Origin of the sequence: Frigoribacterium sp. ACAM 257 (assembly GCF_007954365.1) — a bacterium.
Classification (GTDB): domain Bacteria; phylum Actinomycetota; class Actinomycetes; order Actinomycetales; family Microbacteriaceae; genus Frigoribacterium.
The window spans coordinates 20,060-41,959 of the sequence record NZ_VOLO01000002.1 but is presented as its reverse complement, the minus strand read 5'-3'; the positions used below and the strand labels follow the sequence as shown (position 1 = coordinate 41,959).

Sequence of the window (21,900 nt, the reverse complement as noted above, 5' to 3'; positions counted from 1 at the left end):
TGTCCTCCGCGGGGCGCGGGCGTGCTCCGGCTCAGCCGGCGCACGCGTCAGATGTCGAGGAAGCGGACGTCTTTCGCGTTCTGCTGGATGAAGTTGCGCCGGGACTCGACGTTCTCGCCCATGAGGGTGTCGAAGGTCGTGTCCGCCGCCGCGGCGTCCTCGAGGGTGACCTGGAGCAGGGTGCGCGTCTCCGGGTCCATCGTGGTCTCCCACAGCTCCTTGTAGTCCATCTCGCCGAGGCCCTTGTAGCGCTGGATCGCGTTGTCCTTGGGGATGCGCTTGCCGGCGGCCTTGCCCGAGACGAGGACGGCGTCGCGCTCGGCGTCGCTGTAGACGTACTCGTGCGCGGCGTTGCTCCACTTCAGCTTGTAGAGCGGCGGCTGCGCGAGGTAGACGTAGCCGAGGTCGATCAGCGGTCGCATGTAGCGGAACAGCAGGGTCAGCAGGAGCGTCGTGATGTGCTGGCCGTCGACGTCGGCATCGGCCATCAGCACGATCTTGTGGTACCTGGCCTTGTCGGGATCGAAGTCCTCGCCGATGTCCGCGCCGAACGCCTTGATCATCGCCTGGACCTCGTTGTTGCCGAGGGCCCTGTCGAGCCGGGCCTTCTCGACGTTGAGGATCTTGCCGCGGAGGGGCAGGATCGCCTGGGTCTCGGGGTTGCGGCCCTGGACGGCCGAGCCGCCGGCCGAGTCGCCCTCGACGATGAATATCTCGCTGCGTGACGGATCTTTGCTCTGGCAGTCCTTGAGCTTGCCGGGCATGCCGTTCGACTCGAGCACGCCCTTGCGTCGCGTCTGCTCGCGTGCCTTGCGGGCGGCCATGCGCGCCTGGCCGGCGAGGATGCCCTTGCGGACGATCTCGGCGGCCTGCTTGGGGTTGCGGTCGAACCAGTCGGTGATCTGGTCGAAGGTGACCTTCTGCACGAACGACTTCGCCTCGGTGTTGCCGAGCTTGGTCTTGGTCTGGCCCTCGAACTGCGGCTCGCCCAGCTTGATCGAGATGACGGCCGTCAGGCCCTCGCGGACGTCGTCGCCCGTGAGGTTGTCGTCCTTCTCCTTGAGCAGGTTCTTCTCGCGGGCGTAGCGGTTGATCAACGTCGTCAGCGCGGCGCGGAAGCCCTCTTCGTGGGTGCCGCCCTCGTGCGTGTTGATGGTGTTCGCGTAGGTGTGGACGCTCTCCTGGTACGAGGTGTTCCACTGCATCGCGACCTCGAGCGAGATCTTCTTCTCGGTGTCCTCCTGCTCGAAGGCGAGGATGTCGTCGTGGACGGTCTCGACCTTCTTGACTGCGTTGAGGTACTGGACGTAGTCGACCAGGCCCTTCTCGTAGTGGAAGACGTCGTGGCGGGGCTCGGCGTCGTCGGGCTGCGGGCGCTCGTCGCTGAGCTCGATCCGGAGCCCCTTGTTGAGGAACGCCATCTGCTGGAACCGGGTGCGGAGCGTCTCGTAGTCGAACTCGACGGTCTCGAAGATCTCGGCGTTCGGCCAGAACGTGATCGTCGTGCCGGTGGTGTCGTCCGCCTCGCCCTTGGCGAGGGGCGCCACCGGGACGCCGTCCGTGAAGCTCTGGCGGTAGACGTTCCCCTGCCGGCGGACCTCGACGTCGAGCTCGCTCGAGAGCGCGTTCACGACCGAGCTGCCGACGCCGTGCAGGCCGCCCGACACGGCGTAGCCGCCGCCGCCGAACTTGCCGCCGGCGTGCAGGACGGTCAGGACGACCTCGACGGTCGACCGCCCCTCGACCGGGTGCACGTCGACCGGGATGCCTCGACCGTTGTCGACGACGCGGACGCCGCCGTCTTCTCGCATGGTGATCTCGATGTGGTCGCACCAGCCGGCCAGCGCCTCGTCGACCGAGTTGTCGACGATCTCGTAGACGAGGTGGTGCAGACCACGCGGGCCCGTCGAGCCGATGTACATGCCCGGTCGCTTGCGCACCGCCTCGAGACCCTCGAGCACCTGGATCGCGCTGGCGCCGTAGGAGTCGTCGGGCTGGGCGTCGGCGGGGTTCGGTGTCATGTTCGCGGGGGCTCCTGGCGTCTGGGACGAGGGTCGTCGCCCGGCCGCGACCTCGCTGAGGACGCCTCGCGGACGACCTTGTGAGTCTACCGCAGGCCTGTCCCCCACGGGGCAGATTCCGCCCTCAGAGGGATTTTCCCGAGCCGGGTGGACGATTCACCCTCCCTAGCCGTAGGTATCGCGAGGGCCACGCCCTGGGACCGATCTGGGGCCGCGTTTCCAGGACGGGGCGTTGGGTGCCAGGAAACGCACCGACTGGATGCCCGCGTCGGGGTACCGCCGGACGATGGTCGTCGTCACCGTCCCGCGCATCAGGCGAAGCTGCGTCGCCCAGGCCGTCGAGTCGCACTGCACGGTCAGGGTGCCGTCGTCGATGGACACCGGGTGCGAGTGCGCGGAGAGCTCGTCGCCGACCATGTCGGGCCACGCCGCCATCAGGTCGGACTGCGCCAGGGGCGACTTCCAGCCCAGCTCGGACGTGACGCTCGCGAGCACGTCGGCGATCCCCCGGGGCTCGCGTCCCGTGCCGAACGGCTGGCTCGGCGAGCCGAGCTTGATCGCCTTGCGCCGACGGCCGTCCCGCGAGCGGCCGTTCGGGTCGCCGAAGACGCGGCGGAACCTCAGGTAGACCCGCTGTGCCTCGTCGTCCGGAAGGGGCTCGGGGGGCAGGGCCCCGGGGGGCGCAGGAGGCGGCGGTCCCGTCGTCGAGGAGGGCGCCTCCTCGACGGGGCGATCGTCGTCGACGCTCACGACGCGCCCGCAGGATCGCCGACGTCCGCGACGACCGGAGCCTCCACGATGGTGCCGGCAGAGATGCGGACCGTGTGCGCGGCCAGCCGGTCGGGCACGTCCTCCTCGACCGCGGCGGTGATGAGCACCTGCTCGTAGTCGGCCACGGCGTCGGCCAGCCGTTCGCGCCGGGACCCGTCCAGCTCGGCGAACACGTCGTCGAGCACGATGACGGGATCGCCCGTGGTCGCCTCGGCGCGGACGACCGCCGCCGACGCGAGCTTCAGGGCGAGGGCGAACGACCAGGACTCGCCGTGGCTCGCGTAGCCCCGGGCGGGGAGGCCGTTGAGAGAGAGGAACAGGTCGTCGCGGTGCGGCCCGACCAGGGTGAGGCCTCGGTCGAGCTCGCTGGGCCGGACCCGGGCGAGCGCCTCGCGGAACACGTCGGCGACCTCGGCCGGCGCCACCTGCTCGGTGGGCGCCTCCGGCGCGGGGGCGTCGTCGTCGACCGTCGCGCCGCGGATGCTCAGGACGGTCGACAGCCGTGCCGCGTGGTCCTCGCCCGCGACGGCGGCGTACGAACGAGCCACCTCGGGCGCGAGGTCGGCGACCAGACGCTCGCGGGCGACGACGATCTCGGTGCCCAGCGCGACGAGTCGTTCGTCCCAGATGTCGAGGGTGCCGAGCTGGCCGGCCTTGACCCCGGAGGCGCGGGCCGACTTGAGGAGCGTGTTCCGCTGCCGGAGCACCCGGTCGTAGTCGGCCTGGACGCCCGCGAACCGCGGCGCCCGGGTCACGAGGAGCTCGTCGAGGAACCGGCGCCGGCCCGACGGCTCGCCCCGGACAAGCGCGAGGTCCTCCGGGGCGAACAGGACGCTCGTGAAGTAGCGCGGCAGCTCACGGGGCTTGATCGCGCTGCGGTTGACCTGGGCGCGGTTGGCCCCGGCGCGGTTGATCTGCACCTCGGCGAGGAGCTCGCGCCCCTCGGACTCGAGTCGTGCCCGGACGATCGCCGAGTCGGTGCCCTGCCGGATCATCGCGGCGTCGGACGAGACACGGTGCGACCCGAGGGTCGCCAGGTAGCCGAGCGACTCGACCAGGTTGGTCTTGCCCTGGCCGTTCCGCCCGACGAAGAGATTGGGCCCGCGCGCGAGTGCGACTTCGGCGGAAGCGTAGTTCCGGAAGTCGGTCAGGCTCAGATGGAGTACTCGCACGCGGGCCGGAGGCGACTAGGCCTTCTTGACCGCGTGGCCGCCGAACTGGTTGCGCAGGGCGGCGACGGCCTTCATGGTGGGCGAGCCCTCGCCCTGGCGCGACACGAAGCGCGCGAAGATCGACGCGCTCAGGGCCGGCATCGGCACGGCGTGGGCGATGCCCTCCTCGAGCGTCCAGCGGCCCTCGCCGCTGTCCTCGACGTAGCCCGAGAGCGCGTCCAGCTTGGGGTCGGCGTCCAGCGCGAGGACCATGAGCTCAAGCAGCCAGGACCGGACGACCGTGCCGCGCTGCCACGCCTTGAAGACCGCGGGGACGTCCTCGACGAGGCCCTTGGCCTCGAGGAGCTCGTAGCCCTCGCCGTAGGCCTGCATGATCGCGTACTCGATGCCGTTGTGGACCATCTTCGCGTAGTGCCCGGCACCGACGGGGCCCGCGTGGCTGAAGCCCTCCTCGCGGGGGCCCTCGGGGCGCAGCGCGTCGAAGACGGGCATCGCCCGCTCGACGTCGGCGGTGTCGCCGCCGACCATCAGGCCGTAGCCGTTGTCGAGGCCCCAGACGCCGCCGGAGACGCCGGCGTCCATGTAGCGGATTCCCTTGGCGTCGAGGAGGGTCGCGTGGACCTCGTCGTCGAGCCACTTCGAGTTGCCGCCGTCGATGACGAGGTCGCCCGGCTCGAGGACCTCGCCCAGGTCCTTGATGACGGCGTCGGTGATCTGGCCGTGGGGGACCATGACCCAGACGAGGCGCGGCGACGGGAGCGCCTGGGCGAGGGCGCCCAGGTCGGCGACGTCGGAGACGGCGGGGTTGGCGTCGTAGCCGGTCACCTCGATGCCCGCGTTGCGCAGGCGAGCGCGCATGTTGTTGCCCATTTTGCCGAGACCGACGAGGCCGATGTGCATGAGGATCCTTCGTTCTGTGGAGGCGTCGATCGTGGCGCCTCCGTCGTGTCGCGCTGTCAGCGCAGGAGGAGGTTGGGCTGCAGCAGGTAGCGGTAGCTGTCAGCCCCTGCCTGGTCCTTGGACGACTGACTGGTGATCAGCACAGGACCAGGCTTGTTCGGGTTCTCCGTCTTGGTGAAGGAGATCCGCACGAACTCGGAGTGGACGGCTCCGAGGCCGTCGAGGAGGAACTGCGGCTTCAACGAGACGACCGTGTCCTCTCCCGTCAACAACGCGTCGATCGACTCTGATGCCTGCGCCTGTTCGCTGCCGACGGCCTCGAGGGTGAGGCCGTCGATCGTGAACGTGAACCTGAGGGCCGCCTCGCGCTCGAGCACGAGCGAGACGCGGCGGATGGACTCGACGAGCTCGGCGGTGTTGATCACCGCGAAGTTCTCGACGGTCTCGGGGAAGAGTCGCTTGACCGGGGGGAAGTTGCCCTTGATCAGCAACGACGTGACGGTCTTGTCACCGGCCTGGAACGCGATCAGCTCGCGGTCGTCGCTGCCGGTGATCGAGACGGACACGGTGCTGGCGCTGCCGAAGGTCTTGCCGACCTCCTGCAGGGTGCGGGCCGGCACGAGCGCCGTGGTCGTCTCGGTGCTGGCGGCAGTGCCGGGATCGAACTCGATGCCGCGGACGGCGACCCGGTAGCGATCGGTGGCCACGAGCGAGAGAGCGTTCTCGGTGACCTCGAGCTGCACGCCCGTGATGACCGGCGTCACGTCGTCGCGTGAGGCAGCGACGGCGACCTGCGAGATCGCCAGCGAGAAGGCGTCGCCGGGAACGACCCCGGACCGCTCACCGACCGTGGGCAGCGTCGGGTACTCCTCGACGGGCATGCTCAGCAGCGAGAAGTTCGCGGAGCCGCAGCTGACGGCGATGCGGTTCTCGTCGGTGGAGAAGGTCACGGGTGCGTTCGGGAGGCGGTTGGCGATGTCGGCCAGCAGACGCCCCGAGACGAGGATCGTCCCCGGCTCGTCGACCTCGGCCGCGATGCTCGTCTGGGCCGAGACCTCGTAGTCGAACGACGACAGCGTGAGCCCGTCGGCATCTGCCTCGATCAGGACTCCGCTGAGGATCGGCAGGGTGGTGCGCTGCGGGAGGAGCTTCACGGCGAAGGAGACGGCATCGCTGAAGACGTCGCGGTTGACCTGGAACTTCACGCGGGGACCCCTGTTCGACTACTCGCTCGTGGATGGCCCGCCAATACTGCCACAGCGAGGAGGCGGGCGGTCCCGGGCCCGGAGACCGCCGCCGGCTGTCCACAAGGTTGTCTCTCCAACAATTTCTTGTAATCAGGATTAACAGTCTTAACCGTTGTGCACAGTGTGGATAACCTGTTTAAAACCCCGAGGCCAGAGGGAACTACACGTCTGTGACTTGTGCACGGGGTGTGGACTCGACGGGGTCGACGGGGCGAGTGCCGACCCGAGGCCGGAGCCACTTCCCACAGGCCGGAGTGATCCGTGAACACGTCAGCCCGAGTTGTCCACGTCTTTCCACAAGTTATCCACACTGTGGGAACGACGACTGTACCCAGGGGCGGTCGACCGCCTCCTGGAGGCTCGTCGACGCACGAACGGGCGCCGACACGAGGTCGACGCCCGTTCGGGGCCCACGGCGAGGAGGCGCCGGCAGGGCGCCGCGACTCGCCTACTTGTAGCGGGTGTCCTGCTTGATCCGGCTGGTCAGCTCCGTCACCTGGTTGTAGATCGAGCGGCGTTCCTTCATGAGCTCGCTGATCTTCTTGTTGGCGTACATGACCGTCGTGTGGTCGCGGTTGCCGAAGAGCTGGCCGATCTTGGGGAGGGAGAGGCTCGTCAGCTCACGGCAGAGGTACATCGCGATCTGCCGGGCGGTCGCGATGGCCTGCGAGCGGGAGGACCCGTACAGGTCGTCGACCGAGAGCTTGAAGTAGTCGGCGGTGTGGTTGATGATGTCGACCGGCGCGACGATGTTGTCCTCGTCGAGGGTGATCAGGTCTTTCAGGACGGTCTGCACGAGGGCCATGTCGACCGCGGTGCGGTTGAGGCTGGCGAACGCCGTGACCCTGATCAGCGTGCCCTCGAGCTCGCGGATGTTGCTCGACACCTTCGTGGCGATGAACTCGAGCACCTCGTCGCGGACCTGCAGCTTCTCGCTCTGCGCCTTCTTGCGGAGGATCGCGATGCGGGTCTCGAGGTCGGGCGCCTGGACGTCGGTGATCAGGCCCCACTCGAAGCGGGACCGCATCCTGTCCTCGAAGCCGGTCAGGTGCTTGGGGGGCAGGTCGCTCGTGATCACGAGCTGCTTGTCGTGGTCGTGCAGCGTGTTGAAGGTGTGGAAGAAGGCCTCCTGAGTCGAGTCCTTGCCCTGCAGGAACTGGATGTCGTCGATCAGGAGGATGTCGATCTCGCGGTAGCGCTGCTGGAACAGGTTCGAGCGGTTGTTCGCGATCGAGTTGATGAAGTCGTTCGTGAACTCCTCGCTGCTCACGTAGCGGACGCGGATGCCCGGGTACATCGTCTCGGCGTAGTGGCCGATGGCGTGGAGGAGGTGCGTCTTGCCCAGCCCGGACGATCCGTAGATGAAGAGAGGGTTGTACGCCTTGGCCGGAGCCTCTGCGACGGCCACGGCCGCGGCGTGGGCGAAGCGGTTCGAGGCGCCGATCACGAAGTTGTCGAAGCTGTACTTGGGGTTCAGCCGCGAGTCGTTGCGCTTGCCCGTCGAGGGCGACTCCACCGGGGCCGGGACGAACGGGGCCTCGATGTAGTGGGCGGGCTCCGACTCCTCGGGCTGCTGCGTGAGCGTGTCCGGCGTGATGTCGGGGTTGACGGTGATGGCGAAGCTCGCGACGGAGGTGTCGCCGAGCGCGGCGATCGACTCGAGCAGCGGAGTGCGGATGCGCTGTTCGAGCATGCCGCGGGTGAGGTCGTTGGGGACCTCGAGGTAGAGAGTGCCGCCGAGCACGCCCTTCGGCTCGACCAGGCTGATGAAGCCGTGCAGCTGGGGAGTGATGCGATCGTCGGTCGTCAGGGTCGCGAGCACGGATCGCCAGAGGTCCTGGACCGGATCTACGGTGTTCGCCACGGGGCTCTTCCTACCTACTTATGCACAGGTTTCTCCACTGGCGGACGATCGTCGTCTCAGCCAGGAACACTGCTACTTCCCCAGAACTACGCGGATGCGGAGTGGGAGGTGCCCACTTTAGTTCGTCGGCCCACACCCTCCGCAACCAAGGTTGTCAACACTGTGGAGAACTCCCGGGAGAGCTGTCGTTTGACCGCAGGACAGATGCCGCGTACTTTTAATCAGTTGAATCCCAGCCGACTCGGCTGTTGAAGACTTCTCGGATCACGGCACCAGGCCAGGTCCGCATCCCCTGGAGAGAACACCATGAGCAAGAGAACGTTCCAGCCGAACAACCGTCGTCGCGCCAAGAAGCACGGTTTCCGTGCACGTATGCGCACCCGTGCGGGCCGCGCCATCCTGGCCCACCGCCGCGGCAAGGGCCGCACCGAGCTCTCCGCGTAGCAGCCTCCGTGTTGGCCCGGGCCAACCGGATCGTCCGCGCAGACGACTACCGAAACACAGTGCGCCGTGGCCGCAAGTCGGGCACGGCGCACTCGGTCGTCTACGTGCGTCGTCGAGATGACGACCTGGTCCGGTTCGGGTTCATCGTGGCCAAGACCGTCGGCAACGCGGTCGCGCGCAACACCGTGCGCCGTCGGCTGAAGCACGTCTGTCACGACATCCTCCCGGGGGTGCCGCCCGGCACCGACGTGGTCGTCCGCGCACTGCCAGGCAGCCTCGACGTTCCGTGGTCTACCCTGCTCACGGACATCTCGGGGGTCGTCGACAAGGTCGTGGGACAGTGAAGCAAGCGGTGCAGTTCGTGACGTTGCTGCCGCGCAACGTCTGCGTCGTGCTGCTCCGCGCCTACCGTGCCGTCATCTCTCCCCTCTACGGCGAGGTCTGCCGGTACCACCCGTCGTGCTCGCGGTACGCGCTCGAGGCCATCCAGCAGCACGGAGTCGTGCGGGGCTCGGCGATGGGCGCGTGGCGGATCGGTCGTTGCAACCCCTGGGCTGCCGGCGGCATCGACGACGTGACCCCGCCTCGGCGACAGAAGTACACCACCACGGCCTTCGGCTTCGTGGTCCCTCGATCCGACGTGGTCGCGCCCGCCCCGAGCGGCACGCCCCGTCTCCTCGTCCAGAGCCACGGAAAGGGCTGACCCGAACACCATGGACTTCATCGGAACCATCCTCTGGCCCCTCAGGTGGGTCGTCGAGGCGATCCTCGTGGGCTTCCACAACGTGCTCACCGCCCTCGGCATGGACACGGCCGCGGGCAGCACCTGGGTCCTGTCGATCGTCGGCCTCGTGCTCGTGGTCCGGGCCGCCCTGATCCCGATCTTCGTCCGGCAGATCAAGAGCCAGCGACGCATGATGGAGATCGCGCCTCGCCTCAAGAAGATCCAGGACAAGTACAAGGGCAAGCGCGACCAGTTCAGCCGCGAGGCCATGTCGCGAGAGACGATGGCGCTGTACAAGGACACGGGCACCAACCCGTTGAGCTCGTGCCTGCCGCTCCTCATCCAGATGCCGATCTTCTTCAGCCTCTACACGGTGCTGCACAACGCCCAGCAGGACAAGGTCGGCATCGGCCTCCTCAGCCAGGCGCTCTCCACCTCCTTCGGTGAGTCCTCGCTCTTCGGCGCGCCCCTGAAGGAGACCTTCCTGGGCGCCACGACCTGGGAGGTCCGGCTGATGGCCGGCATCATGGTCGTCGTCATGACCGCGTCGCAGTTCATCACCCAGCTGCAGATCGTCTCGAAGAACATGTCGCCCGAGACCAAGGCGAGCCCGATGTTCAAGCAGCAGCGCATGCTGCTCTACTTCCTGCCCCTCGTGTTCGTCTTCTCGGGCCTCTCGTTCCCCCTCGGCGTCATGTTCTACTGGCTGACCTCGAACATCTGGACCATGGCCCAGCAGTTCATCGTCATCCGGAACATGCCCACCCCCGGCAGCGAGGCGGCTCTCGCCCGCGAGGAGCGTCTCGCGAAGAAGGCCCAGCGCAAGGGACTCGGCATCGGCGACATCACGGTCACCGAGATCGAGTCCGCGCCCGCCGTGCCCAAGGCGACGCAGCGCGTGCAGCCCGTCGGCAAGAACCGCGCCAAGAAGCAGAACGGCGCCAAGAAGTGAAGGACACCGACATCGACACCACCGGCAACGAGGCTCGCGAGGTGAACGCCGAGGGGCCCGAGGAGGCGACCGTCACGGACGACCGGCAGCACAACTCCGGCGCATCCGACACGGTCGACGGGGCCGACGCCGCGTCCGTCATCGACGAGGGCGAGATCGCCGCCGACTACATCGAGGAGCTCCTCGACATCTGCGACTTCGACGGCGACATCGACATCGAGGTCCGCGGCGGCCGCTCGTACATCTCGGTCGACGCCTCCGGCGAGGGTTCGTTGAGGGCACTGTCGAAGCCCGACACGGTGACGGCCCTGCAGGAGCTGACGCGCATCGCGGTGCAGACCAAGACGGGCGAGTTCTCTCGTCTCATCCTCGACATCGGCGGGTCGCGGCAGACGCGCGAGGCCGAGCTCGGGGCCATGGTGGACCGGGCCGTGGAGCGCCTGGAGGAGGGCGCCACGGCGGCCTCGCTGCCTCCCATGTCGTCGTACGAGCGCAAGCTCGTGCACGACATCGTCGCCGCCCGCGGCTTCGTCTCGGAGTCCGAGGGCGAGGGCCGAGACCGGCACACCGTCATCAAGCGCGGCTGACCCCCACCGTGAGCACTGAGCACGACGCTGACGGGCCGGTCCGTCCGCACCTGAGCACGGAGCTCGAGGCCGAGCCCGCCGTCGCACGCGAGATCTTCGGCGATCGCGTGGAGGTCGTCCGGCAGTTCACTGCCGACCTCGCGCAGCACGGAGAGGAGCTGGGCCTGATCGGCCCCCTCGAGCTGCCGCGCCTCTGGACCCGGCACGTGATCAACTCGGGGCTCGTGGCACCGCTCCTGCGATCCGGCGCACGCGTCGGCGACATCGGCTCGGGTGCCGGCCTGCCGGGCCTGGTGCTCGCTGCCGCCCGACCGGACACCACGCTCCTGCTCATCGAGCCGATGGAGCGTCGGACCGACTGGCTGTCCGCAGAGGCGGAGCGCCTCGGCCTCACGAACGTCGAGGTGATCCGCGCGCGCGCGGAGGACGTCGAGCTCGACACTTGGCTCGACCAGGCGACGGCTCGCGCCGTCTCGGCCCTGACCAAGTTGATACCGCTCACGGCTCGGCTCGTGAAGACGGGCGGAGAGCTGATCCTGATGAAGGGCGCGCGCGTCGACCACGAGGTCGAGGCCGCCCGCAAGGTCATCGCCCGGACGCACCTCGTCGACGTCGAGGTGCTCGAGCTCGGCGTCGGCGTCGTGGACCCCGCCGAGACCACCCGGGTGTTCCGAGCCACACTCGACTGACGCCGGCCGAGGAGGCGGTGGTCGGCTCCACAGGAAGCGATCTGAGCGCTTCGGGCACTTGGCCGTTGCTGTCTCCCGACGAACTGGGTCTCACGGTGTCTCTGCGCGGATCACGCAGATACCGGACTTGATCAGCATTTGCCATGATCTTCAGTTGGGTGCGGTCGATCTCGGTGTTCTGAGGTCCAGGCCACGGCGTTTCACTCTACGTCCGTTGCGGCAGTTGCCGAGACACGTGTCATCGACCTGTCCGATGCGTCTTCGACGCAGTTATGCACATGTTGGCGAGCCTGTGCACAAACACGTCGATCACTCTCTCTGAACACTTCGAGGCACTGCCTTGGTTCCCGTTTCACGTGAAACATGGACAAGATGATGAGAGCTCCCGTGCCTGGCCACGCGACCGGGCGAGATAGAGTGGAGGCTCGGCCCAACAGTGATGATCATCGTCGATCGTGACCACGCAGGAGGCCGTTTCACGTGAAACACAGCGATGCGGAGATCCCCGGTGAGTTCATCCACGGAGTACGACGACAGCACTCCCCTGGCACGGGAGCTCGCTGATCTCCGCCGTCGGCGCGAGGCGCTCTCGAAGGATCCCCTCCCGGCGCCGGACAAGACCCGGATCTTGACCGTCTCGAACCAGAAGGGCGGGGTAGGCAAGACGACGACCACGGTCAACCTCGCCGCCGCTCTGGCTCGGAGCGGGGCCCGTGTGCTCGTGATCGACCTGGACCCGCAGGGGAACGCGTCGACCGCACTCGGGGTGGAGCACCGGGCGGAGACACCGAGTGTCTACGACGTTATCGTGAACGAGGGCGACATCTCCGACGTCGTCCAGCAGAGTCCCGAGTTCCCTGATCTCTACTGCGTCCCGGCGACGATCCACCTGGCCGGTGCGGAGATCGAGCTGGTGTCGCTCGTGGCTCGTGAGCAGAGGCTCCGGACGCAGCTCGACGCCTACCTGTCGGCCACGGAAGCCGCGGGCGAGCGCTTCGACTACGTGTTCATCGACTGCCCGCCCTCGCTGGGCCTGCTCACCATCAACGCCTTCGTCGCGGCGGGCGAGGTGTTGATCCCGATCCAGTGCGAGTACTACGCCCTGGAGGGGCTCAGCCAGCTGCTGCGCAACATCCAGTTGATCGAGAAGCACCTCAACCCGCGTCTGCAGGTGTCGAGCATCTTGCTCACGATGTACGACGGTCGCACGAACCTGGCTCGTCAGGTGGTCGCCGATGTTCGTGAGCACTTCCCCTCGGAGGCCCTCCAGACGCTGATCCCCCGGTCCGTTCGCATCAGCGAGGCACCGGGCTACGGACAGACCGTCATCAGTTACGACACGAACTCACCCGGCTCGATCTCGTACCTCGAGGCCGCAGCAGAACTAGCACGACGAGGAGCACCCCAGTAGTGGCAACCAAGAGAACCGGACTCGGGCGCGGCATCGGTGCGCTCATCCCCGTGGCCGAGGAGGGCACGGATCGGCCTGTCGACGTCTTCTTCCCCACCGGACAGCAGACGGCCGACGAGTTGGTGGCCGTGCCCGGTGCGCGGCTGGCAAACCTCAACCCCCTCGACGTCGTGCCGAACGCGCAGCAGCCGCGAGCAGAGTTCCGCGAGGAGGAGCTGGCTGAGCTGGTCACCAGCATCCGCGAGGTCGGGGTGCTCCAGCCGATTGTCGTTCGCCCGCTCCCTCGAGACGCGTCCGCGAAGGGGGCCACCGCGGCCCCGCAGTACGAACTCGTCATGGGTGAGCGACGCCTCCGCGCGACGAAGCAGCTGGGGCTCGCGACCATCCCTGCGATCGTCAAGGAGACGGCGGACGAGTCGATGCTCCGGGACGCCCTGCTCGAGAACCTGCACCGGGCTGAGCTCAACCCGCTCGAGGAAGCATCCGCCTATCAGCAACTTCTCGCTGATTTCGGCATCACTCAGGACGAGCTCTCCAGTCGTATCGGGCGTAGTCGGCCGCAGATCTCGAACACGCTGCGCCTCCTTCGCTTGCCGGCGAGCGTACAGCGCCGGGTCGCGTCGGGAGTGCTGTCTGCCGGACACGCTCGCGCGATCCTGTCGACCGGAGACTTTCTGCTCATGGAGAGGCTCGCGGACAAGATCGTCAACGAGGACCTGTCAGTGCGCGCTGCAGAGGCGGCTGCTGCCGGCACGAGCATCAAGCCCCGCACGACACGGGGCGCTGTGGGTCGCCACCAGGCTCACCTCGATGAGGTCGCGGAGAACCTCGGCGACAAGCTCGAGACCAAGGTGAAGGTGCGGATGGGCGCCCGTAAAGGCTCGATCGCCATCGACTTCGCCTCGATGCAGGACCTCAACCGCATCCTCGCTGCACTGGGCCAGGACCCGTTCTCCCAGTAGGAGGCACGCTCGATCGCTCGAGACGTCACCCCCTGAGCGTGTTTCACGTGAAACGGTGTCACGCGTGGTCGAGGACGGCCTTCTCGGCGAGAGCCGCGTAGACCAGCCCGAGCTCGAAACCTGCTGCGTCGAGCGCCATCGGTACGAGAGAAGTCTCCGTCAGCCCCGGCAGCACGTTGACCTCGAGGAACCACGGGGTGCCCGCCGCGTCGACGATCAGGTCGACCCGGGAGAGGTGGCGGAGGCCAAGAGCCTGGTGGACCGTCACGGCGGTCTGGGCCGCCGCCTCCTGCGCTCGGTCATCGAGGCGGGCCGGCGTGAAGAACGTCGTCTCACCCGCGTTGTACCGGGCCTCGAAGCCGTAGACGCCATTGCGGGGGACGATCTCGACGGCCGGCAGGGCCGAGGGGCCGTCGCCCGTGTCGATGACGCCGACCGCGATCTCGATACCGGTGATCTTCTGCTCGACGATCACGTCGTCGCAGTACGTGTAGGCATCCACCATCGCACGGGGCAGCTGATCCGCGGATTCGACGACGGTCACGCCCTGCGCCGAGCCGCCCCGGGCCGGCTTCACGACGACGGGGACGGGGTGCTCCTCCGAGATGGCGGCGAGCACTCCGGCCGCGCCGAGCTCGCGGAAGGCGTCGTGCGAGAGGGTGATGCCCCGAGGTGTCCGGACTCCCGCGCGGTGCGCGAGCTCCTTGGCGGTGGGCTTGTCCCAGGCGAGCCGCGCCGCCGCCGAGCTGCTGCCGACGAAGGGGATGTCGAGCGCCTCGAGTAGACCTCGCAAGGCGCCGTCCTCGCCGCTGGCGCCGTGCAGCGCCGGCCAGACGACATCGGGGCGCGTGGAGGTGAGGTGCCCGAGCAGCGACGCGTCGGGATCGCGCAGGTCGACCTCGATGCCGTTGGCGACGAGGCTGTCGACCACGCGCCTCCCCGATCTCAGCGAGACGTCGCGCTCGTGGGAGATGCCCCCGGCCAGCACGGTGACCTTCTTGACGGCGCTCTGAGTCATCGGGGCTCTCTCTCGTGGATCGGCCACGTGGTCGTCCTGTGGCGGCGTTTCGGCTTAAGTGCTGATCAGTTGGTGTTCGGCGGCGGTGTCGACACGCCGGAGCGCATCGTCAGGGGCGAGCCGAGCCGGGCGCCGGAGAACGTCGCGAGCAGATCGAGCTCGCCGTTGACCACGGTCGCGAGCCGGGCGATCCCGGTCCGGATCGACTCGGGCGTCGGGTAGCAGAACGACAGCCGGATGTTCTGGCGGCCGCCACCGTCGGCGAAGAACGCCGTGCCGGGCGTGTAGGCGACGAGTTCCTTCACCGCACGAGGCAGCATCGCCTTCGAGTCGAGCTCGTCGGGCAGGGTGACCCACACGAAGAAACCGCCGTCGGGCACGGTCCAGCTGAGCGACGGGAGATACTCCCCCAGCGCCGAGATCATGGCGTCCCGACGCTCGCGGTAGAGACCGCGGAACGACTCGATCTGACCGCGCCAGTCGGCCTGGTCGAGGTACTCGGTGATGACGAACTGGCCGAACGAGTTGGGCGAGAGGGTCGCCGACTCGTTGGCGAGGATGAGCTTCTCGCGGATGGCGTGCGGGGCCAGGGCCCAGCCGACGCGGAAGCCGGGAGCGAGCGTCTTCGAGAACGAGCCGAGGTAGATGACGCCCTCGTCGTCGACCGAGCGCATCGCCTGGGGGGCCGGCTGGTCGAAGTACAGGAGGCCGTACGGGTTGTCCTCGAGGACGAGGATCCCGGCGTCGCGGCAGATCTCGAGGATCTCGAGTCGGCGGGCCCAGGTCAGCGTCACGCCGGCCGGGTTGTGGAAGTTGGGGATCGTGTAGAGGAACTTGATGGTGCGGCCCTCGGACCTGACCCGCGCGATCGTCTCTCGCAGCGCCTCCGGCACGAGGCCCTCGGCGTCGGTCGCGACGTGCGAGACCTCGGCCTGGTACGCCTTGAAGACGCCCAGGGCGCCCACGTAGCTGGGCGACTCGGCGAGGACGACGTCGCCCGGGTTCACGAAGAGCCGGGTGACCAGGTCGAGGGCCTGCTGGGAGCCGGTGGTCACGACGACGTCGTCGGCGCTGCCCCGGATCCCCTCCATGGCCATGATCTGCATGATGTGCTCGCGGATCGCGGGAGTGCCCTGCCCGGACCCGTACTGCAGGGCCATGGCTCCGCCGTTCTGCGACATCACGCGGTCGATGGCGCCGGTGACGAGCTCACGGGGCAGGGCGGAGACGAAGGGCATGCCGCCCGCCAGCGAGACGACCTCGGGACGGCTGGCGACGGCGAAGAGGGCTCGGACCTCGGAGGCGCTCAGGCCGGCCGTGCGGTCGGCGTACGAGTCGTACCACGGGTCGAGGTTGGTGCCCTTGTCGGTCATGTGCGTCCCTGTCGGTCAGAGGTGGTGCGGTTCAGGATATGCCCGGAGCGGCCCGGAGACGGCGAGAGCCCGCCCAGCGGGTGCTGGGCGGGCTCTCGTGCGGTGCGTCGACGCGGGGTCGACCTACGCGAGGAACTCCGCCAGGTCGGCCTCGAGGGCCGGCTTCGGCTTGGCGCCGATGACGGTCTTGACGACCTGGCCGCCCTTGTAGACCTTCATCGCCGGGATCGACGTGATCTGGTACTGCATGGCGGTCTGCGGGTTGTCGTCGACGTTGAGCTTGACGATCTCGATCTTGTCGGCGTGCTCGGCCGCGATCTGGTCGAGGATCGGCGAGACGGCGCGGCACGGGCCGCACCACTCGGCCCAGAAGTCGACCAGGATCGTCTTGTCGGACTTGAGGACGTCGGCCTCGAAGGAGGCGTCGGTGACTGCCTTGGCGCTGCTCATGGTGGTTCCTTTCGTCAGGGGTTCGTGTGGTTCGCGCACGCGGGCCGACGTCGTCGACCCGCGGTCGCAGGTCAGGCGGAGACGGGCTCGGGGGCGACCGACTCGGCGGTGTCGATGCCCTCTGCGGCGCCCTCGGTGTGCTCGGCTAGAAACGACTGGTCGAGGCTGGCCAGGAAGTGCTCGGCGTCGAGCGCGGCGACGACCCCGGAGCCGGCCGCGGTGGCCGCCTGGCGGTAGGTGTCGTCGACGACGTCGCCCGCCGCGAAGACGCCGCGGAGGTTGGTCTTCGAGCTGCGGCCCTCGACGGCGATGGTGCCGCTCGAGGTGAGGTCGACCTGGCCGTGCACGAGGTGCACTCGCGGGTCGTTGCCGATCGCGATGAAGAGGCCGTCGAGGTCGAGGTCACGCGTGCTGCCGTCGACCGTGTCGGTCAGCTGCACGCCCGTGGCCTTCTCGTCGCCGAGGATCGCCGTGACCTGCGTGTTGAACACGAACTCGATCTTGTCGTTGCTGCGTGCCCTGTCCTGCATGATCTTCGACGCGCGGAGCGTCTCCGAGCGGTGGATGACGTAGACCTTCGAGGCGAAGCGCGTCAGGAACGTCGCCTCCTCCATGGCCGAGTCGCCGCCTCCCACGACCGCGATCTCCTTCTGCTTGAAGAAGAAGCCGTCGCAGGTGGCGCACCAGCTGACGCCGCGGCCGCTCAGGCGCTCCTCGTCGGGCAGGCCGAGCTTGCGGTACGCGCTGCCGGTCGCGAAGATCACGGTCAGCGCCTGCTCGACGGTGCCGCTGCCGAGCGTGACCGTCTTCACGTCGCCCGTGAGGTCGACGCTGGTGACGTCGTCGAGCAGCACCTCGGCGCCGAACTTCTCGGCCTGCTCCTGCAGCTTGAACATCAGCTCGGGCCCCTGGATGCCGTCGGGGAACCCGGGGAAGTTCTCGACCTCGGTGGTCTTCATGAGCTCGCCGCCCGCCTCGACCGAGCTCGCCACGATCAGCGGCTCGAGGCCGGCGCGTGCCGCGTAGATGCCCGCCGTGTAGCCGGCGGGTCCGGAGCCGATGATGATGATCTGGCGCATGAGCACCTTCCTCGTGACGTTCGTGGATGACGGGAGGGGAACGGCGGGCTGTCCGCCCGTCTCGCCCTCGCTCGACCGTCTGGTGAAACACATCCTAGGGTCGACGCATTCCGACGGCCCAGGGCTCGCAGACGGCGCCCAGCGACCGGCTCGGCAGCCGGCTCGCTCTCCGGTCAGCGACGTAGGAGGCGCGCTGCCAGCGGTCGGACCCGGCGGATCACCGGGGCGGTCAGGTCGGTCAGCTCGGGCAGGCGGATCAGCGCCAGGAGCCCGAGGTAGACGACGGCCATGACGAGCCCGGCGACGACGACGGTCAGGATGCCCGCGATGCGGCCCGAGTGCGCGAAGCCCTCGGGGTCGAAACCACCCAGACCGGTCACGACGACGAGCCCGACGATGCCGGCCATCAGCGAGAAGAAGGCGAACTGCAGGTACCGGCGCAGCACCCAGCGGCCGTCGATGCCGCCGAGGCGGCGCTTCACCAGCACGAGGGCGACGATCGTCTGGGCCGAGCCCGCGACCGAGGTCGTCACCGCGATGGCCACGGCGATGAGGTCGTCGGGCACCAGGGCGGACGAGATGAGGGTGCCGATCACGAAGATGCCCGACTGGACGATCTGCATGAAGAACGGCGTGCGCTGGTCGTGCAGCGCGAAGAAGACTCGCTGCACGACGAAGAGGACGCTGAACAGGACGAGCCCCGGCATGAAGCCGAGGATGACCTGTGCCATCTGGCTCGCCCCGGTGAAGGTGCTCTCGAAGAAGCTCGCGAACGGGTACGCCACGACGCACATGGCCACCGTCGCGAACACCATGAACATGCCGATGGTGCGGAGCGACTGCGAGAGGTCGGTGCGCACCGCGCGCAGGTCCCCGCGCGAGGCGTGCCCGCTCATCCGGGTGAAGTAGGCGGTCGCGATCGACACGGCGACGATGCCGTGGGGCAGCATGAAGAGCAGCCACGAGTTGGCGAGCACGGCGTTCGACGCGCCCGTCCCGCTGCCCTCGGACGCGACGCGGCTCTGCACGAGACCGGCGAGCTGGGTGACGAGCACCATGCCGAAGAGCCAGCCCGCGGCCTTGCCGGTGGCGCCGAGGCCGACGCCGCGCCAGCGGAAGTCGGGGCGGAACGACAGCCCTGCGCGGCGCCAGAAGAGCAGCAGGAATCCCGCCTGCGCCAGCACGCCGAGGCTGGCCGTGCCGGCGAGCACCGTGATTCGGCCAGGGGTCCAGACCTCGACGACCGAGTTCTCGGCGGAGCCGCCGAACAGCACCATGAACACGACCAGGCCCGCGATCGCCACGACGTTGTTGATCACGGGAGCCCAGGTGAAGGGCCCGAACACCTGACGGGCGTTGAGCACCTCGCTCAGCAGCGAGTACATCGCGTAGAAGAAGATCTGCGGCAGGCACCAGTAGGCGAAGGCCGTCGCGAGGGCGATGGCGTCGGACGTGTAACCCCCTTGACCAGTTGAGCCTGCCTGTTGGGCGTAGAGGCGCACGAGCAGGGGCGCGAGCAGCGTGCCGACCAGGCCGACCGCCGCGAAGACGATGGTGCCGAGGGTCACGATCTTGTTGATGAACCGCTGGCCGCCGTCGTCGTCCTGCGTGGCCGCCCGCACGATCTGGGGCACGAGCACCGCGCTCAGCAGGCCGCCCGCGATGAGCGCGTAGATGTTGTTCGGCAGCTGGTTGGCGAGGGCGAACGAGTCGGCTGCGCGGCTCGCGGACTGGCCGATGGCGGCCGCCAGCACGGCCGTCTTGACGAAGCCGAGCACCCGCGACACCATCGTGCCCGAGGCGAGCAACACGCTCGCGCGGCCGAGGCCGCCCTGTGCGCTCACGGGCGGACACCGGTCTCGGCGGTGTCGCCGCCGTCGGTCGACGCCGCTGCTGCTGCTGCTGCGTCCGCTTCTGCTCCGGCGCCTGCGCCTGCGCCGGCCGCTTGCTCGCGTGCGAGCCGCCGCTTGTGGAAGGTCCGGTAGATGCCCCCGCCGAAGAGCACGAGGAACCCGACGGCGAAGACCCACGTGATCGCCGTCTCCCACCCGGCCTGCACCGAGATGGACACGGTGGCGGGCGTCGAGATGGCGACCCCCGTCGAGCTCACGAGGCTGAGCGAGACGTCGACGGTGCCGTTCGCGACGGACTGCACCGGGACCCTGACCCGTGCCTGCGAGTCGGACGCGACGGTCACCTCGATCCGGTTCTGCTCGACCGACAGCAGCGAGTTCGACGGCTGGACCATCAGGTAGACGGTGGCAGCCGACGACGTCGAGTTCTGGACGTAGAGCGGCAGGGACGTGCGGTCGCCGAGGATGGAGAGGTCGCTGCCCTGCACGATCGAGACGAGGCCGGACGTGGTGACGGAGTCGGCGTCGGCGACGGCGACCTCCGTCGCGAGGCCGTCGGGGTTCGCGCGCCACGAGTGCGACGCGAGGGCCAGGGTCCGGAGGCGCGACGAGGCCGTCACGGTCTGGGGCTGCGCGAGGGCGGTGGCGAAGTCGACGACGCGGCGATCGGCCGTGACGAGCGTGCGCATCAGGGCCGCCCGGGCGTCGTCCTCGGGCTCGTCGACGACGGTGGCGGCGGTCGGGGCGCTGGCCAACGCCTCCTGCAGGGTGCTCGCGGCGGACCACGGCAGGTCGCGGAGCGCCGCCAGGGTCTGGGTCAGGTAGGCGCCGTCGGGCGACCAGCCGCGTCCGAGCGTGGCGAGGAGCGTGCGGGCGTCGCTCGGACGCTCGCGGGCGACGGTCGCGACGCTGGCGGAGAGCTCGGCCATCGTGGTGGCCCAGGCCTCGTCGCCGGAGGCGCCGGCCGCGTCCGAGAGGAGGGTCGAGAGGGTGTCGTCCGAGACGAGCCCCGCGGTGGCCCCGAGCTGGGTCGCCGCGTTCTCGGTGGCTCCCGTCGAGACCGCGACGTTCGAGCTCGACAGGATCGTGGAGGTGTACCCGCTCGCGGCCAGGACGTCGAGGTCGGCGGCGACCACGGTGTCGGCCTCGGGCCACGCGACGCCGGTGGACGACCACGGCCAGCTCAGCAGCGACTCGGTGGTGGGCAGCGGCGGCGCCGCGGCGGGGTCGTCCGACCCGTCGGGGCCCGTGCCCCCGTCGGCCGGCGGCTCGACGGCCGACGGCTCGGAGGTGCCGCTCGTCGACGGCTCGGGGGTGCCGCTCGGGGTCGACTCGGCGAAGAGGGTCGGGTCGACGAGGGCGTCGAACGAGACGGGCGTCGGGATCGACGCCGCGCCTCCCTGGCTCAGGCCCGCGACGTCGGCGTCGGCGTACGCGAGCGGGAACGTCTCGAGGCCCGAGCGCTGCAGCTGGTCGAGCCAGTCGAGTGCGGAGGCAGGCGCCGACGTGCCCAGCAGCCGGACGGACGCGATGATCATGGGGTCGACGGCCACGGCGGCCTGCGTGCCCTTCACGGCCCTCAGCTGGCGCGTGAGCGTGCCGTCGATCGACGTGTAGGCCGCGAGCGCGCTGGCGTCGAGCACGCCGTTCTCGGTCTCGGGCGTCGTGATCGGCACCGCCACGGCGACCTTCGTCGCCTGGAAGCTCTCGGCCGGGAACCACGCGACGCTGCTGCGCGCCTGGGCGAGCTGGGCGCCGTCCGAGTCGACGAGTCGGGCGCCCAGGGCACGGGCGCCCCAGCCGTAGCCGCCGAGGGCGACGGCCGCGGCGGACACGGTGACGGATCCGACCGTGCGCGACTGCCCCGAGGGGACCTCGGGCACGTCGACGCGCGTCAGGGAGGTGCCGAGGTAGTCGTTGCCGCTGGTCGAGCCCGGCGAGAGCCAGCTCGCCAGCTTGGCCCGGGTGACGAAGGCGTTCCGGTCGAGGTAGACGCGGGCGACCGACGCGGGCAGGTCGTCCTCCGTGGTGTTGGTGACGACGACGTCGAGCACGAGGTCGCGATCCGGCACGAGCACCCCGGACTCGGCGGGCGCCAGGGCGAGGGTGACGGCGTCGTCGGGGACGCTCGAGGGCACGGACGCGGCCGACGCCGAGGAGGCGCCGAGCCCGAGGCCCGCACCGCCGAGCCCGAGACCTGGGCCGGCCACTGCGGGCAGCCCGACGACCACGACGAACACCGCCGTCAGCGCGGCGAGCAGGGCGTGGAGTCGTCTCATAGGCAAGGTGCGGCCGGCGCGGGACGGCCGACGAGCATGCCGAGTCTAGGCAATCGAGACCGGACGGTCGCGGTGGGCGCCCCGGGACGCGACCGGCGACGGAC

20 protein-coding genes are annotated in these 21,900 nt (G+C 69.0%); 8 read left to right on the top strand and 12 right to left on the bottom strand.

Translation table 11 applies throughout. The annotated features are described in order from the left end of the window. Positions 1–47 precede the first annotated feature (47 nt). The 6 genes from gyrB to dnaA all read right to left on the bottom strand — a co-directional run bounded on the left by gyrB (position 48) and on the right by dnaA (position 7,975). A complete protein-coding gene (gene gyrB / locus ES689_RS06500) occupies positions 48–2,021 on the bottom strand; it encodes a DNA topoisomerase (ATP-hydrolyzing) subunit B (RefSeq protein ID WP_146902089.1) in 1,974 nt (657 codons plus the stop codon). Between the two features lie 165 nt (positions 2,022–2,186). Continuing rightward, positions 2,187–2,771 (bottom strand): DUF721 domain-containing protein, encoded by a 585-nt coding sequence (locus ES689_RS06495; protein ID WP_370512341.1) that lies wholly within the window; start codon positions 2,769–2,771, stop codon positions 2,187–2,189. Continuing rightward, positions 2,768–3,964: a DNA replication/repair protein RecF gene (gene recF / locus ES689_RS06490; protein ID WP_146902086.1), complete on the bottom strand. Its 1,197-nt coding sequence runs from the start codon at positions 3,962–3,964 to the stop codon at positions 2,768–2,770. Before recF ends, ES689_RS06495 begins: the two co-directional genes overlap by 4 nt. Positions 3,965–3,979: 15 nt before the next feature. Then, positions 3,980–4,864 carry a phosphogluconate dehydrogenase (NAD(+)-dependent, decarboxylating) gene (gene gnd, locus ES689_RS06485; RefSeq protein WP_146902083.1) on the bottom strand — a complete coding sequence of 295 codons (885 nt, stop codon included), beginning with the start codon at positions 4,862–4,864 and terminating at the stop codon, positions 3,980–3,982. Between the two features lie 56 nt (positions 4,865–4,920). Beyond that, entirely contained in the window at positions 4,921–6,069 is a 1,149-nt protein-coding gene (gene dnaN / locus ES689_RS06480; RefSeq protein ID WP_133739079.1) for a DNA polymerase III subunit beta, read from the bottom strand. 490 nt (positions 6,070–6,559) lie between these two features. After that, positions 6,560–7,975 (bottom strand): chromosomal replication initiator protein DnaA, encoded by a 1,416-nt coding sequence (gene dnaA, locus ES689_RS06475; protein WP_123547400.1) that lies wholly within the window; start codon positions 7,973–7,975, stop codon positions 6,560–6,562. 306 nt (positions 7,976–8,281) lie between these two features. On the opposite strand from dnaA, the gene rpmH reads away from it, so the two are divergent. From rpmH to ES689_RS06435, 8 genes are all read left to right on the top strand, one after another. Next, entirely contained in the window at positions 8,282–8,419 is a 138-nt protein-coding gene (gene rpmH, locus ES689_RS06470; protein ID WP_123356527.1) for a 50S ribosomal protein L34, read from the top strand. Between the two features lie 8 nt (positions 8,420–8,427). Further along, positions 8,428–8,763: a ribonuclease P protein component gene (rnpA, locus tag ES689_RS06465; RefSeq protein WP_146902080.1), complete on the top strand. Its 336-nt coding sequence runs from the start codon at positions 8,428–8,430 to the stop codon at positions 8,761–8,763. Between the two features lie 8 nt (positions 8,764–8,771). Next, a complete protein-coding gene (yidD, locus tag ES689_RS06460; protein ID WP_370512340.1) occupies positions 8,772–9,122 on the top strand; it encodes a membrane protein insertion efficiency factor YidD in 351 nt (116 codons plus the stop codon). A gap of 10 nt (positions 9,123–9,132) precedes the next feature. Next, the gene (gene yidC / locus ES689_RS06455) at positions 9,133–10,095 is read left to right on the top strand and encodes a membrane protein insertase YidC (RefSeq protein WP_146902074.1); all 963 of its coding nucleotides are present in this window, start codon (positions 9,133–9,135) and stop codon (positions 10,093–10,095) included. A gap of 140 nt (positions 10,096–10,235) precedes the next feature. Next, positions 10,236–10,682, top strand: coding sequence for a R3H domain-containing nucleic acid-binding protein (locus ES689_RS06450; protein WP_223269508.1), 447 nt, complete (start codon positions 10,236–10,238; stop codon positions 10,680–10,682). 50 nt (positions 10,683–10,732) lie between these two features. Next, positions 10,733–11,371 (top strand): 16S rRNA (guanine(527)-N(7))-methyltransferase RsmG, encoded by a 639-nt coding sequence (gene rsmG / locus ES689_RS06445; protein ID WP_146903519.1) that lies wholly within the window; start codon positions 10,733–10,735, stop codon positions 11,369–11,371. Between the two features lie 508 nt (positions 11,372–11,879). After that, positions 11,880–12,782, top strand: a complete 903-nt coding sequence (locus ES689_RS06440) for a ParA family protein (RefSeq protein ID WP_305038351.1) — start codon at positions 11,880–11,882, stop codon at positions 12,780–12,782. Further along, positions 12,782–13,744 carry a ParB/RepB/Spo0J family partition protein gene (locus ES689_RS06435; RefSeq protein WP_146902069.1) on the top strand — a complete coding sequence of 321 codons (963 nt, stop codon included), beginning with the start codon at positions 12,782–12,784 and terminating at the stop codon, positions 13,742–13,744. Before ES689_RS06440 ends, ES689_RS06435 begins: the two co-directional genes overlap by 1 nt. A 58-nt stretch (positions 13,745–13,802) precedes the next feature. Here ES689_RS06435 and ES689_RS06430 read toward each other — a convergent pair whose 3' ends face one another. From ES689_RS06430 to ES689_RS06405, 6 genes are all read right to left on the bottom strand, one after another. Further along, complete coding sequence (locus ES689_RS06430) at positions 13,803–14,762, bottom strand: D-alanine--D-alanine ligase (protein WP_146902066.1); 960 nt, start codon at positions 14,760–14,762, stop codon at positions 13,803–13,805. 65 nt (positions 14,763–14,827) lie between these two features. After that, complete coding sequence (locus ES689_RS06425) at positions 14,828–16,135, bottom strand: PLP-dependent aminotransferase family protein (RefSeq protein ID WP_146902063.1); 1,308 nt, start codon at positions 16,133–16,135, stop codon at positions 14,828–14,830. Positions 16,136–16,258: 123 nt separating this feature from the next. Further along, positions 16,259–16,585, bottom strand: coding sequence for a thioredoxin (gene trxA / locus ES689_RS06420; protein ID WP_146902060.1), 327 nt, complete (start codon positions 16,583–16,585; stop codon positions 16,259–16,261). A gap of 71 nt (positions 16,586–16,656) precedes the next feature. Continuing rightward, entirely contained in the window at positions 16,657–17,664 is a 1,008-nt protein-coding gene (gene trxB / locus ES689_RS06415) for a thioredoxin-disulfide reductase (protein WP_146902057.1), read from the bottom strand. Positions 17,665–17,837: 173 nt separating this feature from the next. Then, positions 17,838–19,508, bottom strand: a complete 1,671-nt coding sequence (gene murJ / locus ES689_RS06410) for a murein biosynthesis integral membrane protein MurJ (RefSeq protein ID WP_223269449.1) — start codon at positions 19,506–19,508, stop codon at positions 17,838–17,840. Beyond that, complete coding sequence (locus ES689_RS06405) at positions 19,505–21,796, bottom strand: DUF6049 family protein (protein WP_146902054.1); 2,292 nt, start codon at positions 21,794–21,796, stop codon at positions 19,505–19,507. The genes murJ and ES689_RS06405 overlap by 4 nt, the downstream gene beginning before the upstream one ends. Positions 21,797–21,900: the final 104 nt, after the last annotated feature.